This window comes from Micromonospora sp. WMMD1082 (assembly GCF_029626175.1).
In the GTDB taxonomy this organism is placed as follows: Bacteria; Actinomycetota; Actinomycetes; order Mycobacteriales; family Micromonosporaceae; genus Micromonospora.
Genome location: NZ_JARUBM010000002.1, coordinates 5,782,043 through 5,798,917 on the forward strand (window position 1 = coordinate 5,782,043; position 16,875 = coordinate 5,798,917).

Below are 16,875 nucleotides of genomic sequence, written 5' to 3' on the forward strand. Positions count from 1 at the left end.
GGCGGGTCAGCCCTGGCGGAGCAGGGGTTTCGCCAGGGCCCACCAGGCGGCCGCGACGGCGTTGAAGACGCCCGTGCCGGGGGGCGCGGCCACGTTCGACGGGGCCACCCGGGCGGTCATCAGGTCGGCGATCACGCCGTCGCCGACCGTACGCTCGGCCTGTAGGCGTCGTCGGCGGGCGCGTACCCAGTCGCGGTGGCGCCACAGCCAGGCCCAGCCGCGGGTCTTCTGCCGGGCCCAGCCGCCGGCCAGCGCGGCGGCGAACATGGCGGCCTCGGTGAGCAGCAGCATCGGCGCCAGCAGCGCCAGGGTCCGGCCCTGGTAGGCGGTGAGCAGGGTCAGCAGGCGGTTGCGTTCGACCAGGTAGAGCTTGAGGTCGTTGCGGGAGAACTCGTAGTGGTGGCGGACCACGGCGTCCGGCACGTACTCCAGCCGTAGGCCGCGTTGCCACAGCCGCAGGCTGAGTTCGGTGTCCTCGTGGTAGGCGAAGTACTCGGCGGGGAACCCGCCCAACTCGGCCCAGCGGGGCCGGCTGATGACGAAGCAGCAGCCGCTCAGTGACGGCACCACGGTGCGCCGGGCGTGGGCGCTGGCCGGTTCGCCGTTGCCGCCGGCCCAGGACAGGCCGGTGAAGTGCAGCGGATTGCCGGAGGTGTTGATCAGGTCGGGGTCGTCGGCGAGCCGGATGGAGGCCATGGCGGCGCCGACGCCCGGCTCGGCGGCCACCTCGACGACCCTGGCGAGGGCGTCGGGAGCCACGATCGCGTCGGAGTTGACGAAGGCGAGCCAGTCGCCGGTGGCCTCGGCGGCGCCGAGGTTGTTGCCGCCGGAGTAGCCGGTGTTCTCCTCCGGGCGGATCACCCGTACGCCGGGCAGGCCCTTGACCACGTCGACGCCGTCGCCGGTGCAGCCGTTGTCGACCAGGACCAGCTCGATGTCGACGCCGGTGCTGGCCAGCACGGCGCGGGCGGCGTCGACGAGCCAGGGTTCGGGGCCGTAGGCGAGCATCACCGCGGTCACGTGGGGTGGGTTCATGGAACGCCTCCGGAGGTGGCGGGCACGGGGGTCGCGGCGGGCGGGACGGGCATGGTCGTGCGGGGGCGGCGACGCAGCAGGACGACCATGACGGCGGCGACCACCAGGGAGCCCACGGTGTAGCCGAGCTCGACCCGCAGCGCGACGGGCAGCGGGGCCAGGGTCGTGGCGGCCAGCGCGGCGATGCCGGCGGTCCAGGCCACGGCCTGGGCGTGGTGCCGGTCGCGGGCCAGCAGCGCCTGGCCGAGCACCATCGCCCACAGGTACGCCAGCGTGGCCAGCGAGAGCCAGGCGAAGTCGCCGTGGCCGAGGACGGCGGGGGCGTCGAAGAGGGCCCGCACGAGCCAGGGGCCGAGCAGCACGGCGAGGACGCCACCGGCGGCACCCATGGCGGTGACGACCGTCATGGCCCGGCGCAGCAGGGCGGCGAAGGCCGGGTCGTCGCCGGTGGCGGCGGCGGTGGAGAGGCCGGGCAGCAGGGCGGCCTGCATCGAGCCGAAGACGAACAGCGGTACGCGGACCAGCACCAGCGCGGAGAGCAACGCGCCGGCGGTGGCCACGTCGGTGGGGTCGAGCAGCCGTACGTTGATCACGCCGATGTTGACCACCACCTGGGCGAGCAGGCTGGAGACGGTGAGCAGGGCCAGGCCGCGCAGCAGGGTTGACCAGCCGACCTTCGGGCCGCCGCCGATCGCCCGGAGCACCGGTGCGGCGGTCAGCGCGACGCCGAGCAGGGGCGCGAGGACCAGCACTAGCGCGTACGCCACGGGGGAGTCGACCCCGGCCACGGCGAGCGCGGCGACCAGGCCGATGCGCAGTCCGCCGTCGAGGCCGAGTTGGGTGCCGTACCAGCGGAAGTGGCGCAGCCCGGAGAGCACGCCCCGGGTGGTGTGTGCCACGGCCAGCGCGGCCAGCGCGCCGCCGAGGGTCGCCACCATGGCGCGGTCGCCGTCGAAGAGCCGGTCGGCGAGGGTGTCGGCGGCGCCGAGGACGGCCAGCAAGAGCAGGCCGAGCACGGCGGCGGCGACGGTGGCGCCCCGGGCCAGCACCGGCCCGGGGGGCAGTCCCCGGGTACGGCGGGCCGCGACGAGCCGGGCGACCTCCTGTTCGACGGGGAAGAACACGCCGATGCCGAGGGTGAAGACGACCGACCAGAGCACCGACAGCGACGAGTAGCCGGCGGCGTCGAGGTTGTGCCCGGCCAGGGCGAGGTGGACGTAGGAGGCCAGCCCGACCAGGGCCAGCCCCGCGCCGATGGGGAGGGTGCCGGGCGGGACGAGGCGGAGCAGGCGGGGGATCACCGGCGGATGAGGGCCAGGGTGAGCACGGCCAGCGCCCGGCCGAGGTAGATCATCGCCTTGACCGGGGAGTGGCTGGGGGTGCCCGCCATCCGGCGGCGCATCGCGACGGGGACCTGCTGGATCCGGTAGCCGCGGCGGGCGGCGTGCACCAGCGTCTCGACGGTGTCGCCGAGGTACTCCGCGGGGTACCACCGGGCGAACATGTTGATCATGCTTCGGTTGGCGGCGCGGAAGCCGGAGGTGGTGTCGGTCAGCGTGGTGCCGGCCAGACCGGAGAGCACCATCGACAGCATGCCCATCGCCCAGCGGCGGGGGCCGCGGGCGGTGTACTCGCCCTCGCCGGCGAAGCGCGCCCCGATGACCAGGTCGTAGTCGTCGAGCAGGTCGACCAGCTTCGGCACGTAGCGGGGGTCGTGCTGCCCGTCGGCGTCGATCTGCACCGCGGCGTCGTAGTCATGGTCGTGGGCGTAGCGGTAGCCGAGGCGCATCGCGCCGCCGACGCCGAGGTTGTACGGCAGCCGGGCGACCCGGGCGCCGGCGGCGGCGGCCACCGCGGCGGTGTGGTCGGTGGAGCCGTCGTCGACGACCAGCACGTGCACGCCGGGCAGCTCGCCGCGGATCTCGCCGACGACGTCGCCGATGGAGGCGGCCTCGTTGAGCGCCGGGATGATGATCAGGAGGCGCTTGCCGTTAACCATCACGGGCCACCATCTCCGCCTGCTCCGCCCGGCCCGCCTGCGCCGCCCGTTCCGCCCGGTCCGCCTCAACCTCGGTGCGCAGCAGGGCGAACTCCTCGGCCAGGGTGCGGGTCTCCTCCTCCAGCGCGCTGACCTCCCAGCTGAGGTGGATGCAGACCAGCAGCAGGAAGACGATGCCGAGGAAGAGGACCAGGCTGACCCCGGAGGCCACGCCGAGCACGTCCGCGACGCCGTCGAGCAGCCGGGGGAACAGCGACAGCGGGATCACCACGAACAGCAGCCCGAGCCAGAGCATGCCGTACTTCTCCCGCAGCTGCCGGCGGCGCAGCAACTCGACGATCGTGGCCAGCAGGACCAGACCGGTCAGGCCGGTGACGAGGGTGAGCTTCATGCGACCTTCCACGGGGAGGGTGGAGCGGCGGGCGCGAACGCGTCGACCAGGGTGGCGTGCCAGTCCGGCAGGGGCGGTAGCCCGGCGTCGGCCCATCGGTCGTGCGCCAGCACACTGTACGCCGGTCGGTGCGCGGGTCGCCGGAAGCGGGCGCCGGTGGTGGGCCGGATCCGGTCGGGGTCGAGCCCGTGCCGGGCGAAGACCGCGCGGGCCAGCCCGTACCAGGTGGTCTCGCCGGAGCAGGTGCCGTGGTAGACCCCGGGCGGGGCGTGTCCGGCGTGGGCGGCCTCGGCGAGCGCGACGAGCTGGCGGGCCAGCGCGTACGACCAGGTGGGTTGGCCCCGCTGGTCGTCGACGACGTCGAGGAACTCGCGGTGCTCGGCCAGGCCGAGCATGGTGGTGACGAAGTTGCGGCCGTGGGCGCCGTAGAGCCAGGCGGTGCGCACCACGTATCCGGCGTCGGGCAGCAGTCGGGTGACGGCCCGTTCCCCGGCGAGCTTGCCGCGACCGTACGCGTTCACCGGTGCGGTCGGCGCGTCCTCGCGGTAGGGGGTGGTGGCGTCGCCGGGGAAGACGTAGTCGGTGGAGAGCTGGAACAGGCGGGCGCCGTGCGTGGCGCAGGCGGTGGCGAGGTGGGCGACGGCGTCGCCGTTGACCGCGGTCGCGGCCGCCTCGTGCTGTTCGGCGCCGTCGACGTCGGTCCACGCGGCGGTGTTGACCACCACGTCGTGCCCGCCGACGGCGGCGTGCACGGCGGCGGCGTCGGTGATGTCGAGTTCCGCCCGGGTGGCGGCGTGCACGGTGTGCGCCGGCCGCGCGGCCAGCACGTCCACCAGGTCCCGCCCCAGCATGCCGCCCGCACCGGTCACCAGGAACCTCATCCGGCCGCCGTCGCCTTCAACGGTTCCCACCAGGCGCGGTTGTCCCGGTACCAGCGGACGGTGTCGGCCAGCCCGGCGTCCAGGGTGATGCTCGGGGCGTACCCCAGCTCGTTGCTGATCTTGGTGATGTCCAGCGAGTAGCGGCGGTCGTGGCCCTTGCGGTCGGGGACCGGCACGACGCGGTCCCAGCCGGCGTGGCAGGCGTCCAGGAGACGGGCGGTGAGGTCCTTGTTGGTCAGCTCGGTGCCGCCGCCGATGTGGTAGACCTCACCGGTGCGGCCCTTGTGCTGCACGAGGGCGACGCCGCGGCAGTGGTCGTGGACGTGGAGCCAGTCGCGCACGTTGCCGCCGTCGCCGTAGAGCGGGACGGTGTGTCCGTCGAGGAGGTTGGTGACGAACAGCGGAACGACCTTCTCCGGGTACTGGTACGGCCCGTAGTTGTTGGAGCAGCGGGTCACCACCACGTCGAGGCCGTGGGTGCGGTGGTAGGCCAGGGCGAGCAGGTCGGAGCCGGCCTTGGCGGCGGCGTACGGGGAGTTGGGGGCCAGCGGCCAGTCCTCGGTCCAGGAGCCCTCGGGGATGGAGCCGTAGACCTCGTCGGTGGAGACGTGGACGAACCGGGCGACGCCGTGGCGCAGGGCGGCGTCGAGCAGGGTCTGGGTGCCGAGCACGTTGGTGGTGACGAACGGCGCGGCCCCGGCGATGGAGCGGTCGACGTGCGACTCGGCGGCGAAGTGCACGATCACGTCATGCCCCGGAACGACCCGGTCCACCACATCCGGGTGACGTATGTCACCGTGGACGAAGCGGAGTCGGTGGTCGTCGGCGACCGGGGCGAGGTTGGCCAGGTTGCCGGAGTAGGTGAGGGCGTCGAGCACGGTGACCTGCGCCGGTTCCAGCGCCGGCACGCCCGCCGCGCTGCCGCCGGGCACGCCGAGCACCATTCGGACGTACTCCGAACCGATGAATCCGGCTCCGCCGGTGACCAGGATCCTCACGGGTCCGGAAGTCTACGCGAGGTGGCCATCCGCGCCGCGCAGGCGAGACGTGCCGGCCGGTTGGGCTGCCGGTAGGCTCCCCGGGTGCGTGGAATCCTGCTCGCCGGTGGCACCGGATCGCGGCTGTGGCCGATCACCCGGGCGGTGTCGAAGCAGCTGATGCCGGTCTTCGACAAGCCGATGATCTACTATCCGCTCTCCACCCTGGTGATGGCCGGGGTGCGCGAGATCCTGGTGATCACCACACCGGAGGAGCAGCACCAGTTCCAGCGCCTGCTCGGTGACGGCGACCAGTTCGGGCTCCGGCTGGAGTACGTCGCCCAGCCCCGACCGGAGGGCATCGCCCAGGCGTTCGTGCTCGGCGCGGACTTCATCGGCGACGAGGCGGTGGCGCTGATCCTCGGCGACAACATCTTCCACGGGGTGGGCCTGGGTCGGCAGCTCGCCGCCGCGGGCGACCCGGTGGGCGGGCGGATCTTCGCCTATCCGGTGGCCGACCCGCAGGCGTACGGCGTGGTGCACTTCGGCCCCGACGGCCGGGTGCTGTCGATCGAGGAGAAGCCGGCGCGGCCGAAGTCCCGGTACGCGGTGCCGGGGCTGTACTTCTACGACAACCGGGTGGTGGAGATCGCCCGGGGGCTCACCCCCAGCGCCCGGGGCGAGCTGGAGATCACCGCGGTGAACGAGGCGTACCGGTGCCGCGACGAGCTGTCGGTCACCGTGCTGGACCGGGGCACCGCCTGGCTGGACACCGGCACGTTCACCTCGCTGATGCAGGCCGCCGAGTTCGTCCGGGTGATCGAGGAGCGGCAGGGCATGAAGATCGGCTGCGTCGAGGAGGTGGCGTGGCGCGCCGGGCTGATCGACGACGCGCAGCTGCGCGCCCTGGCCGAACCGTTGACCCGCAGCGGCTACGGCGACTACCTGCTCGACCTGCTCAGCGGCGAGCGCGACGAGCTGATCGGCGAGTTCGCCGGTCCCGGGGCCGCCCGATGAAGCTGCGGCCGATGAGTATCGAGGGCGCCTGGGAGATCACGCCACAGCAGCACGGCGACCCCCGCGGGCTCTTCCTGGAGTGGTACCGCTTCGACCGGCTGGCCGAGGCGGTCGGGCACCCGCTGCGGCTGGCCCAGGGCAACCTCTCCGTCTCGGCCCGGGACGTCGTGCGCGGCATCCACTTCGCCGACGTGCCGCCGGGGCAGGCGAAGTACGTCACCTGTGTCCGGGGCGCGGTGCTGGACGTGGTCGTCGACCTGCGGGTCGGCTCACCCACCTTCGGCCGGTGGGAGGGCGTCCGCCTCGACGACCTGGACCGGCGCGCGGTCTACCTGGCCGAGGGGCTCGGTCACGGTTTCTGCGCGCTGACCGACGACGCCACCCTGACCTATCTCTGCTCGACCACCTACACCCCCTCGGCGGAGCACGCGGTGCATCCGCTGGACGAGGAGTTGGGCATCGACTGGCCGGCCGGGTCGCCGCAGCTGTCCGCCCGCGACGCCGCCGCGCCGACCCTGGCCCAGGCCCGGGCGGCGGGTCTGCTGCCGGTCTACGGCACCTGCCGGGAGTACGAGGCGGGTCTGCGCGCCGCGCCGCATTCCGGGGGTGTGTGACACGGGCGCGTGCCGCGACAGTGACGAACAGGGCCTCCGTACGGCTAATGTCTCATCATGGAGCGGCGAATCTTCGGTCTGGAGACCGAGTACGGCGTCACCTGCACCTACCGTGGGCAGCGGCGGCTGTCCCCTGACGAGGTAGCCCGGTATCTCTTCCGCCGGGTCGTGTCCTGGGGCCGGTCGAGCAACGTGTTCCTGCGCAACGGCGCGCGGCTCTACCTGGACGTCGGATCCCACCCCGAGTACGCCACCCCGGAGTGCGACTCGGTGGTCGACCTGGTCGCCCACGACCGGGCCGGCGAACGGATCCTGGAAGGGCTGCTCATCGATGCGGAGAAGCGGCTGCACGACGAGGGCATCGCCGGCGAGATCTACCTGTTCAAGAACAACACCGACTCGGCCGGCAACTCGTACGGCTGCCACGAGAACTACCTGGTCTCCCGGCACGGCGAGTTCGGCCGGCTCGCCGACGTACTGATCCCGTTCCTGGTCACCCGGCAGCTGATCTGTGGCGCGGGCAAGGTGTTGCAGACGCCACGCGGCGCCGTCTACTGCCTGTCCCAGCGGGCCGAGCACATCTGGGAGGGCGTCTCCTCGGCGACCACCCGTAGCCGCCCGATCATCAACACCCGGGACGAGCCGCACGCCGACGCGGAGCGCTATCGCCGGCTGCACGTCATCGTCGGCGACTCCAACATGAACGAGGTCACCACGCTGCTGAAGGTCGGTACGGCCGACATCGTGCTGCGGATGATCGAGGCCGGCGTGGTGATGCGCGACCTCACCCTGGAGAACCCGATCCGGGCGATCCGGGAGGTGTCGCACGACATCACCGGCCGGCGGAAGGTGCGCCTGGCCTCCGGCAAGGAGATCAGCGCCCTGGAGATCCAGCAGGAGTACCTCGCCAAGGCGATCGAGTTCGTCGAGCGCCGGGGCGGCGACCAGACCGCCAAGCGGGTCGTCGAGCTGTGGGGCCGGGTGCTGCGGGCGGTGGAGACCGGTGACCTGGAGCCGGTCTCCCGGGAGATCGACTGGGTGACCAAGCTGCGGCTGATCGAGCGCTACCAGCGCAAGCACGACCTGCCGCTGTCGCACCCCCGGGTGGCGCAGATGGATCTGGCCTACCACGACCTGCGCCGGGGTCGAGGGCTCTACGCCCTGCTGGAGCGGCGCGGCGAGGTGGACCGGGTGGCCACCGATCCGGAGATCTTCGAGGCCAAGGAGACGCCGCCGCAGACCACCCGGGCCCGGCTGCGCGGTGAGTTCATCCGGCACGCCCAGGAGAAGCGGCGGGACTTCACCGTCGACTGGGTGCACCTGAAGCTCAACGACCAGGCGCAGCGGACCGTGCTGTGCAAGGACCCGTTCCGGGCGTACGACGAGCGGGTGGAGCGGCTGATCGCCAGCATGTGACCACTACCCGGCCCGCCCGTCACGGGTGGGCCGGGTAGGCTGGCGCGTCATGATTCCTCCCGAGCCGCCCAGCCAGGGCACCGAGCGGCAAGGCTGGCTCGAACGCCGCCGCGACAAGATCCGCGCCGAGGTCGAACGCAACCGGCGCGGCGAGTACAGCGTCCCCACCTGGGTGCTGGCGCTGGCGCTCGCGGCGATCGTCGGCGCCTGGCTCGCTCTGGTCATTCTCGCCTGAGCCGGGCGGCGTGCCGGTCGTTCCTGCCTGAGCCGGGGGCGGTCCGGTCATTCTCCGGTGAGTCGGGCGGCGTGCCGGCCGGCCGCGGCGGCGGCCAGGAAGTAGGCGTGGTCGGCGTCCAGCCCGCGGCCCATCGTCGACAGCGGCACCGGGCTGCGACGTAGCGCCTCGTCGAGCCCCGTGGTGTCCACCCGCAGCACGGTGTGCCGCCCGGCCAGCGGTGCCAGCGCGGCGTCGACCTCGGCGTCCAGCGCCGGGTCCAGGCCGTCGGGCACCACCAGGTCCGCGCGGGCCAGGGCCACCCGGCCGTACGCGGTGAGGCTGTGGTGCGACACGCCACGGTGTCGCGGGCGCGGGTCGGCGGCGGAGATCCGCAGCGAGCCGACCGGCCGGCCGCCCAGCGTGGCGACGGCGTTGACCGCCTCGCCGACGGCCACGCCGGAGAATCCCCAGCGGGTGCCGGTGCCGAGGTTGCCCGGGCCCTGTGCGACCACCGCCACGTCGGCACCGAGCACATGCCGGGCGGCGAGCAGCCCGCTGTGCAGGGTGGCGGCCTCCAGGTCGCCGCCGAACGCCTGCCCGACGCTGATCGTGCCGACCAGGTCGTCGCGCAGCCCGGCGAGGGTACGGGAGAACCAGGCGGGCAGGGCTCCGCCGTCGGTGAGCAGGTAGGCCACCCGGGCGTGCGGCGCGTCGGCGCGGACACCGGCGAGGATCGCCGGCAGCGCGGAGTGCAGGTCGGCGGTGACCACCGGCAGGCCGGTCAGGTCCTCGGCGCCGGCCAGCACCTCCCGGTGGGGCGACGCCTCCTCGTCGACGCCGAGCAGGATCGGCTGCAACGGGGTGTAGCGGGCCTTCACCAGGTGACCCGCGTCGCGGGAGTCGAGGGCCTGCGGCGGGTCCGGCGGCAGCCGGTCCGGCAGCGCCACGACCAGGGCGTAGCCGCCGGTGCCGAGCCCCATCAGCAGCGCGCCGGCGTTGAGCAGGACGCGGTCGCCGACCTCGGGATCACCGACCAGCGCCGGATAGGCCAGCGCCCGCATCACCCCGCCGCCGCTGAACTCGCCGTCCCCCGCGCCGCTGCGGCCGCCGTCCAGCTCGACGTCCAACTCCACCGCGCCGGCCCACCGCCGCCGCACCCCCGTCACCCGACCCACCCGCCACCGCACCACCCCCCGACGCTAACCCCCCACCCCACCCCACCCCACGCGCCCCCCACCCCCACCCCCGCCCCCACCCCCACCCCCGCCCCAGCGTCGATCTTGCACTTGTGGTCGCGACAGAAGGCATCAGAAGGGGCGTATCGGCGACCATAAGTGCAAGATCGACGGGGAGGGGTGGTGTGGGTGGGTGGGGTGGCGGCGTGGGGGTGAGTGGGGGGAGGGGTGGGCTGCTAGCGTCTACGGAGTGTCGCGTAGCCGCACTGAGCGCCTGGTCAACCTGGTGATCTGCCTGCTGTCGACGCGGCGGTTCCTGACCGCCGCGCAGATCGCCGCGACCGTGCCCGGCTACGAGCACGACCCGGACGATGCCCGTGACCACGAGGCCTTCCAGCGCAAGTTCGAGCGGGACAAGGCCGAGCTGCGGGAGTTGGGCGTACCGCTGGAGACCGGGACGGCGAGCGCCTTCGACGCGGAGCCCGGCTACCGGATCGCGCGCCGGGAGTATGCGCTGCCCGACATCCCCCTCAAGCCGGACGAGGCCGCCGCGGTCGGCATCGCCGCGCGGCTGTGGCAGCACGCCGGCCTGGCCGCCGCCGCGTCGTCCGGGCTGGCCAAGCTGCGCGCCGCGGGCGTGGACGTGGACCCGCAGGCCACCCTCGGGCTGGAGCCGATGGTCACGGTCGACCCGGCCTTCGCCCCGCTGACCGCCGCCGCCCGCGACCGGCGTGAGGTCCGGTTCGACTACCGGGTGCCCGACCGGGACGCGCCGGACCGTCGCCGGCTGCAACCGTGGGGCGTGGTCTGCTGGCGTGGCCGGTGGTACGTCGTCGGCCACGACCTGGACCGCGCCGCCACTCGTTGCTTCCGGCTGTCGCGGGTGGTCGGCGCGGTGCGGGCCACCGGTGCGCCGGGCGCCTACCAACCGCCGGTCGGCGTAGACCTGATCAGTCACGTGGCCCGCTGGTCCGGCCCGACCGAGCGGGCCGGCCGGGCGGCCGTGCTGGTCACCCCCGGTCGCGCCGCCGGGCTGCGCCGCTGGGCGGTGGAGGTCACCACCGGGCCGGAGGCCGACCGGCTGGTCCTGCCCTACGGTGACGCCGACTCCCTGGCCGGGCATCTCGTCGGCTACGGCCCCGACGTGCGGGTGCTCGACCCACCCGAGGTCCGGGAGGCGGTCATCCAGCGGCTCAAGGAGATCGTCACCCGGCACGACACCCTGGCGGTGACCCCATGAGCGCGGTGCACCAATGAGCGAGGTGGCGCGATGAGTGGGGTGGCCCGCCCGGCGGCACGCGCCGGCGCACGGACCTCCGCCGACCGGCTGGCCCGGCTGCTGAACCTGGTGCCCTACCTGCTCGCCCGCCCGGGCATCGAGATCGCCGAGGCGGCCGGTGACCTGGGCGTGACCGAGCGACAGCTGCGCGAGGACCTGGAGCTGCTCTGGGTGTGCGGGCTGCCCGGGTACGGCCCGGGCGACCTGATCGACATGGCCTTCGACGGCGACCGGGTGACCATCACCTACGACGCCGGCATCGACCGGCCGCTGCGGCTCACCCCGGACGAGGCCCTCGCGCTGGTGGTGGCGCTGCGGATGCTGGCGGAGACCCCCGGCGTGGCCAACCGCGAGGCCGTGGAGCGGGCCCTGGCGAAGATCGAGGACGCGGCCGGTGACCTGGTCGCCGCCCCGGTGGAGGTGCGGCTGCCCGCCGACACCGCGCGGGTGGAGCAGCTGCGCGCCGCGGTGGAGAGCGGGCGCGCGCTGCGGATCACCTACTACGCGGCGGCCCGCGACGAGACGACCGAGCGGGTCGTGGACCCGTTGCGGGTGCTGATGGTCGGTGGCCGGACGTACGTGGAGGCGTGGTGCCGGCGTGCCGAGGCGGTGCGGCTGTTCCGGGCGGACCGGATCGACGCGGTCGCCGAGTTGGCCGAGCCCGCCGTCGTGCCGCCGCAGGCCCGCCCGCACGACCTGAGCGAGGGGGTGTTCCGGCCCTCGCCCGACCTGCCGCTGATCACGCTGCGGATCGGTCGGGGCGAGCGCTGGATCACCGAGTACTACCCGTGCGAGCGGGTCGAGTCCGACGGCGAACGCTGGGTCGTCTCGCTGCGGGTCGCCGACCTCGGCTGGGCCCGCCGGTTCGTGCTCGGGCTCGGGCCGAACGTCACCGTCGTCGCCCCTGCCGAGCTGGCCGATCAGGTCCGCGACGCGGCGGTGGCGGCCCTTGAGGCGTACGCGAAGCCGGTGCCGGCCGGCGCGGACCCGGCGGCGGCCGACGGCAGGCAGTAGGCTGGCGGCCGTGCTGAAGTGGATCGTGCTCGCGCTGGTGCTGGTGCCGTTGGTCGTGCTCGCGCTGGCCGTACGACCCGTCCTGGCGCGGCTGCCCCGGCTGCGCCGGGCGGCGCTGGCGCTGCGGCGACGGGTCGACGAGGCCGCGTCGCTGCGGGAGGCCGCGGAGAGCCTGCAGCAGCGCGCCGAGGGGTTGCAGGGTCGGCTGGAGACGACCCAGCAGCGGCTCACCCTGATCAGATCCCGACGCGGCGACTAGCGGCATGATCCCTCCGCCTGGTTGACGGGACACGCGCGGTTGGTCGAGACTTCACCCGCCGGGGCGAACCACCACCGCCCCGGCGGGTGGCAACAACCCTCGACGCACGTACGATGGGCTGCGGCACCACCCTCATCGACACCGTGCGACTGGAGCCTTCCATGCATGCCCTCAAGCCCTGGCACATCGCCGTACTCGTGGTCGTGCTGATCCTGCTCTTCGGCGCGAAGCGGCTCCCCGACGCGGCCCGTTCCCTCGGCCGCTCGCTGCGGATCATCAAGGCCGAGACGAAGAGCCTGGCCGACGACGACCGCGACCTCGCCGGCAAGGCCGACGCGCAGGCCGGCTACCAGCCGTACCCTCCGCAGCAGTCCGCGCCGCCGCAGCAGCCCTACCAGGGCACCGTGCAGCAGCCGGTCGTCGACCCGGTGCAGCGCGCCCGCGAGAACTGATCGCGAGGGCCGATCACCGTGGCCTTCGGACTCCGCAAACGCGGGCCGAGCAACTTCGAGCGGGCCGCCGACGGCTCGATGACCCTCGTCGAGCACGTCCGTGAACTGCGTAACCGGCTGTTCAGGGCGTCGCTGGCCATCCTGGTCGGCTTCGGTGTCGGCATCTGGGTGGCGGGGCCGGTCCGGGTGTTGCTCTCCCAGCCGTACTGTCAGCTGCCCGGCAGCCAACTTCCCGACGGACGGTGCAACTTCGTCCAACTCGGTCCGGCGGACCTGTTCCTGCTGAACCTGAAGATCGGCCTGTGGGTCGGGTTGATCATCGCCGCGCCGGTCTGGCTCTACCAGCTCTGGGCGTTCATCGCGCCGGGCCTGCACCGCAACGAGCGGCGGTACGCGTACGTGTTCACCGCGCTGGCGGCGCCCCTGTTCGTCGCGGGCGCGGTGCTGGCCTACTTCGTCGCCTCGAAGGGCCTGGAGTTCCTGCTTCAGATCTCCGGCGACGACATCAACACGACGCTGGACATCACCCGGTACATATCGTTCGTCACCAACCTGCTGTTGTTGTTCGGGGTCGCGTTCGAGTTCCCGTTGATCGTGCTGATGCTCAACTTCGTCGGCATAGCCAGCGCGAAGCGGCTGCTCAGCTGGTGGCGAGTGGCGGTCTTCATCTTCTTCGCCTTCTCGGCGATGGTCACCCCCACGCCGGACCCGTTCGGCATGACCGCGCTGGCGTTGTGCCTGTGTGCGCTCTACTTCGCCGCGGTCGGGGTCGCGTTCCTCAACGACAAGCGCCGGGGACGCGGCAAGGAGGTCTACGCCGGCCTCGACGACGACGAGGCCTCCCCGCTGGAGTCCGACCGGGAGCCGGTCGAGGTGGGACAGCCGGTCGAGACGGTCACCCCGGTCGACGCCCCCGAACCGGTGACCCGGCCCAGGCCGATCGAACGCCGCTACGACGACATCACCTGACCCGGCCCCTTCCGATGAACGCCGCCCCGGCAGGGCGGCGTTCACCGTGGGCGCCGTCAACCGCTTATGCATCGGCGCATACGAATGTAAGATTGCCGCTACAGCAGGTGGTGTACGCGGGCCGGCGGGCGCCCGCAGGATCGAAGGAGACCGGCCCAGTGACGCTGTCGCGGACCCAGTCATCGCACCGTACCGGCTCCCGCCGCAGGCCGGCCCGAAGCTGGCGGCGGGTGGCGACCGGCGTCGCCGCGCTCGTCCTGGCGGCCGCCGGCGCGACCGTGACCGCCGGGCCGGCGCACGCCGACACCGCCGCCCCGGGCGGCTGCCTGAGCGTGGCGGCGACGGAGCGCTCCTGGCATACCGGCCCGGACCGGGGCGGAGTCCTGCGCGAGATCACCATCACCAACACCTGCGCCACGGCGGTGACCGGCTGGACCCTGGTCTTCGTCCTCCCGCCGGGCCACACCTTTCAGCAGGGCTGGAATGCCACCTGGAGCGTCGACGGCAGCACGCTGACCGCGACCCCGCTGCCGTGGAACCGCACCGTGGGTGCCGGGGGCGCGGTGCACCTCGGCTACTCCGGCACCTGGTCCGGCAGCCCACAGGAGCCGGACTGCACGGTCAACGGTGAGCCGTGCGGCGGGCCGCCGGGGCCCGGTCCGGCCCCGGAGGTCACGCTGACCAGCCCGACGGACGGCAGCAACCTCGTGTCGGTGTGCACGGTGCGGCTGACCGCCGACGCGAGAGCCGGGTCCGGCACCCTCGATCGGGTCGAGTTCTACCTCAACGACACGCTCGTGGGCAGCGACACCAGCGCTCCGTACGAGATCGATGTCCCGCCCGGCCACCCGGCCTTCGCCGGCGCCACCCGACACACCGCCTTCGCCCGGGTCGTCACCACCGCTCCGGTCGCCACCGCAGACTCGCCCGCGGTCAGCTTCGCGCTGGTGCCACCACCACCGGCGCTGATGGTGATCGCCTGCCCGTCGCGGCTGGACGTGCCCGAGGGCGGCTCGACGACCATGGCGTTCGTGACGACGGCCTGCGCCGCCACGCCCGGGCTGACCCTGACGGTCACCGGCGACACCGGGATCAGCGTCTCGCCGACCGTCTTTCCACCCGGCAACCGGGAGAATCGGATCACCGTGTCCGCGGCGCCCGGCAGTGCCGGCGCGAGTGCCCGGATCACCGCCAACGTTGCCGGGTCCGAGTTCGGCTGCCTGTCGGCGACGGCCGTGGTCACCGTCATACCGTCACCCTGAGGCGGCGATCGCGCAGCGGAACGGCCGCGTCACCAGGCGGGACGAGGTGGCGCCGCGGGAGGCCACCCCGTCCGCCGTCCGGTACGGGCCGGCGGGCGGCCGGGTACCGTGCTCGCCGTCCGGTACGGGCCGGCGGGCGGGCGGGCGGGTACCGTGCTCGCCGTGACCGCAGACGATCACCCCCCGATCCCCGACGGGCCCGTCGCCGTCCTGGCCAACCCGACGGCCGGGCGCGGACGGCACCGGGGACTACTGCCGGACCTGCTGGACCGGCTCTCGGCGGCCGGCCGGCCGGTGCGGCTGTTGCGTGCCGGCAGCGCGACCGAGGCGGAGTCGGCCTGCCGGGCCGCGGTCGCCGACGGCGCCGTCGCGCTGGTCGCGGTGGGCGGCGACGGCACGGTGCACCGGGCGGTGCAGGCCGTCGCCGGCACCCCGGTGCCGTTCGGCCCGGTCCCGGCCGGCACCGGCAACGACTTCGCCGTCGAGACCGGCTACCCGGCCGACCCCCGGGCGGCGATGGACGTCATCGCGGCGGCCCTGCGGGAGGGGCGCCGCCGGCCGGTCGACCTGGCGCGGATGACCGGGACCGACGGCACCGTCCGCTGGTACGGTGCGGTCCTCGCGGCCGGGTTCGACGCCATCGTCAACGAACGGGCCAACCGGATGCGCTGGCCGCGCGGCCCCCGCCGCTACGACCTGGCCATCCTCCTGGAACTGGCCCGGCTGCGCCCGCGCCGGTACACCCTCACGCTCGACGGCGAGCGGATCGAGGTGGACGCGGTTCTGGTGGCGGTCGGCAACGGGGCCAGCTACGGCGGTGGGATGCGGATCTGCCCGGACGCGGACCCGACCGACGGCCTGCTCGACGTGCTGGTCGGTGGCCGCTTCGACCGGCGCACCCTGATCCGCGTCAAACCGCGCATCTACGCCGGCACCCACGTCGCCCACCCTCTGGTGCACACCTACCGGGCCCGCACCGTCACCCTCTCCGCCACCGGGATCACCACCTACGCCGACGGCGAACGCTCGCTACGCCTGCCGGTAACCATCACCGCCACCCCCCAAGCCCTCCACCTCCTCCACTGACCCCACGCCTTTGTATCGCTGATCATGAAGTTAGCGGCGACAAATCGGACAGAATCTCCCGCTAACCTCATGATCAACGCAGATGGGGGTGGGTTAGGGAGAGGACGGAGCCTAGGCCGTTGGGGCGGCCGGGGTCGGCGGCGGGGAGGACCAGGACGGCACAGCCGGCCCGGACGGCTCCGGCGTCAGCGGGGGTGTCGCCGACCATCAGCGTCTCCTCCGGGTCGACGCCGAGCAGGCCGCAGGCTCGCCAGAAGATCGCCGGGTCGGGCTTGCAGCGACCCACCTCGTACGACAGCACGAAGGCGTCGACCAGATCGGCGAGGCCCCAGGCGTCGAAGAGCGGCCGGAGATCGAAGCCGATGTTGCTGACCACGGCGACGCGTACGCCGGCCTCCCGCAGCGCGCCGAGGGTCGGTGCGGTGTCCGGGTACGGCACCCAGCCCGCCGGCACCAGCACCCGCTCGTAGAGCGCATCGGCGAAACCGTCGATGCCGGCGTCGACCGTCCCCGCGAGCCCGACGTACGCGGCCCGGTGGGCGTGCTCGTAGAGATCCCGGTCGGCCCACAGCTCCGCCAGCTGGGGCGGCACCCGGGCCGGTAGCGGCCCACCGGCGCGGCCGGCGGTGAGCAGCCGGTCGGCCAGAGCGGTGGCGCGGACCCGGTCCAGCTGTACGCCGCAGGCCGCCGCCGCGGCCAGCACCCACCCGCCGGGCTCCTCCACCTGGGCCAGCGTGCCGTGGAAGTCGAACAGCACCGCCTTCACCGGCCGACGGGAGGCACCCCGGCGGGCGGTGTCGTCCCCGTCGGGCACGGCGTTGGTCGGTTCGGC

Annotated in this window: 19 protein-coding genes; 11 read left to right on the forward strand and 8 right to left on the reverse strand. The window is 73.5% G+C overall.

Annotated elements, in window-relative coordinates; translation table 11 throughout:
* Nucleotides 1-6: 6 nt before the first annotated feature.
* Genes O7615_RS26645 through rfbB form a run of 6 tightly spaced genes read right to left on the reverse strand, consistent with a single transcriptional unit; the run spans nt 7 to nt 5,304 of the window.
* Entirely contained in the window at nt 7-1,035 is a 1,029-nt protein-coding gene (locus tag O7615_RS26645) for a glycosyltransferase family 2 protein (protein WP_278180524.1), read from the reverse strand.
* Nucleotides 1,032-2,336, reverse strand: coding sequence for a polysaccharide biosynthesis protein (locus O7615_RS26650; RefSeq protein ID WP_278180525.1), 1,305 nt, complete (start codon nt 2,334-2,336; stop codon nt 1,032-1,034). The genes O7615_RS26645 and O7615_RS26650 overlap by 4 nt, the downstream gene beginning before the upstream one ends.
* Nucleotides 2,333-3,034 carry a glycosyltransferase family 2 protein gene (locus O7615_RS26655; protein WP_278180526.1) on the reverse strand — a complete coding sequence of 234 codons (702 nt, stop codon included), beginning with the start codon at nt 3,032-3,034 and terminating at the stop codon, nt 2,333-2,335. The genes O7615_RS26650 and O7615_RS26655 overlap by 4 nt, the downstream gene beginning before the upstream one ends.
* Nucleotides 3,027-3,425 (reverse strand): DUF2304 domain-containing protein, encoded by a 399-nt coding sequence (locus tag O7615_RS26660; RefSeq protein WP_278180527.1) that lies wholly within the window; start codon nt 3,423-3,425, stop codon nt 3,027-3,029. The genes O7615_RS26655 and O7615_RS26660 overlap by 8 nt, the downstream gene beginning before the upstream one ends.
* Complete coding sequence (gene rfbD / locus O7615_RS26665) at nt 3,422-4,306, reverse strand: dTDP-4-dehydrorhamnose reductase (protein ID WP_278180528.1); 885 nt, start codon at nt 4,304-4,306, stop codon at nt 3,422-3,424. The genes O7615_RS26660 and rfbD overlap by 4 nt, the downstream gene beginning before the upstream one ends.
* Nucleotides 4,303-5,304, reverse strand: coding sequence for a dTDP-glucose 4,6-dehydratase (gene rfbB, locus O7615_RS26670; protein WP_278180529.1), 1,002 nt, complete (start codon nt 5,302-5,304; stop codon nt 4,303-4,305). The genes rfbD and rfbB overlap by 4 nt, the downstream gene beginning before the upstream one ends.
* An 84-nt stretch (nt 5,305-5,388) precedes the next feature.
* Here rfbB and rfbA point away from each other — a divergent pair, with 84 nt between their 5' ends.
* From rfbA to O7615_RS26690, 4 genes are read left to right on the forward strand one after another with little or no spacing between them, the layout of a single operon-like run.
* Entirely contained in the window at nt 5,389-6,300 is a 912-nt protein-coding gene (gene rfbA / locus O7615_RS26675) for a glucose-1-phosphate thymidylyltransferase RfbA (RefSeq protein WP_278180530.1), read from the forward strand.
* Nucleotides 6,297-6,914, forward strand: a complete 618-nt coding sequence (gene rfbC / locus O7615_RS26680; protein WP_278180531.1) for a dTDP-4-dehydrorhamnose 3,5-epimerase — start codon at nt 6,297-6,299, stop codon at nt 6,912-6,914. The genes rfbA and rfbC overlap by 4 nt, the downstream gene beginning before the upstream one ends.
* Before the next feature lie 57 nt (nt 6,915-6,971).
* Nucleotides 6,972-8,330 carry a Pup--protein ligase gene (gene pafA, locus O7615_RS26685; RefSeq protein ID WP_278180532.1) on the forward strand — a complete coding sequence of 453 codons (1,359 nt, stop codon included), beginning with the start codon at nt 6,972-6,974 and terminating at the stop codon, nt 8,328-8,330.
* A gap of 49 nt (nt 8,331-8,379) precedes the next feature.
* Nucleotides 8,380-8,565 (forward strand): hypothetical protein, encoded by a 186-nt coding sequence (locus O7615_RS26690; protein WP_278180533.1) that lies wholly within the window; start codon nt 8,380-8,382, stop codon nt 8,563-8,565.
* A 47-nt stretch (nt 8,566-8,612) separates the two neighbouring features.
* Here the strand turns inward: O7615_RS26690 and O7615_RS26695 are convergent, their stop codons facing one another.
* Nucleotides 8,613-9,737: a DUF3866 family protein gene (locus O7615_RS26695; protein ID WP_278180534.1), complete on the reverse strand. Its 1,125-nt coding sequence runs from the start codon at nt 9,735-9,737 to the stop codon at nt 8,613-8,615.
* Nucleotides 9,738-9,972: 235 nt separating this feature from the next.
* Between O7615_RS26695 and O7615_RS26700 the strand changes: the two genes are divergently transcribed.
* The 7 genes from O7615_RS26700 to O7615_RS26730 all read left to right on the forward strand — a co-directional run bounded on the left by O7615_RS26700 (nt 9,973) and on the right by O7615_RS26730 (nt 16,043).
* Entirely contained in the window at nt 9,973-10,962 is a 990-nt protein-coding gene (locus tag O7615_RS26700; protein ID WP_278180535.1) for a WYL domain-containing protein, read from the forward strand.
* Between the two features lie 30 nt (nt 10,963-10,992).
* On the forward strand, nt 10,993-12,015 hold the full coding sequence (locus O7615_RS26705; RefSeq protein ID WP_278180536.1) for a YafY family protein: 1,023 nt from the start codon (nt 10,993-10,995) through the stop codon (nt 12,013-12,015).
* A gap of 10 nt (nt 12,016-12,025) precedes the next feature.
* Nucleotides 12,026-12,274 (forward strand): hypothetical protein, encoded by a 249-nt coding sequence (locus tag O7615_RS26710; protein WP_278180537.1) that lies wholly within the window; start codon nt 12,026-12,028, stop codon nt 12,272-12,274.
* A gap of 161 nt (nt 12,275-12,435) precedes the next feature.
* Complete coding sequence (gene tatA, locus O7615_RS26715; protein ID WP_278180538.1) at nt 12,436-12,726, forward strand: Sec-independent protein translocase subunit TatA; 291 nt, start codon at nt 12,436-12,438, stop codon at nt 12,724-12,726.
* 18 nt (nt 12,727-12,744) lie between these two features.
* A complete protein-coding gene (tatC, locus tag O7615_RS26720; RefSeq protein WP_278180539.1) occupies nt 12,745-13,695 on the forward strand; it encodes a twin-arginine translocase subunit TatC in 951 nt (316 codons plus the stop codon).
* Nucleotides 13,696-13,853: 158 nt separating this feature from the next.
* On the forward strand, nt 13,854-14,957 hold the full coding sequence (locus O7615_RS26725; RefSeq protein WP_278180540.1) for a cellulose binding domain-containing protein: 1,104 nt from the start codon (nt 13,854-13,856) through the stop codon (nt 14,955-14,957).
* 153 nt (nt 14,958-15,110) lie between these two features.
* The gene (locus tag O7615_RS26730; protein WP_278182248.1) at nt 15,111-16,043 is read left to right on the forward strand and encodes a diacylglycerol kinase; all 933 of its coding nucleotides are present in this window, start codon (nt 15,111-15,113) and stop codon (nt 16,041-16,043) included.
* Nucleotides 16,044-16,116: 73 nt separating this feature from the next.
* Here O7615_RS26730 and O7615_RS26735 read toward each other — a convergent pair whose 3' ends face one another.
* Nucleotides 16,117-16,857, reverse strand: a complete 741-nt coding sequence (locus tag O7615_RS26735; protein ID WP_278182249.1) for an HAD-IA family hydrolase — start codon at nt 16,855-16,857, stop codon at nt 16,117-16,119.
* Between the last annotated feature and the right edge of the window lie 18 nt (nt 16,858-16,875).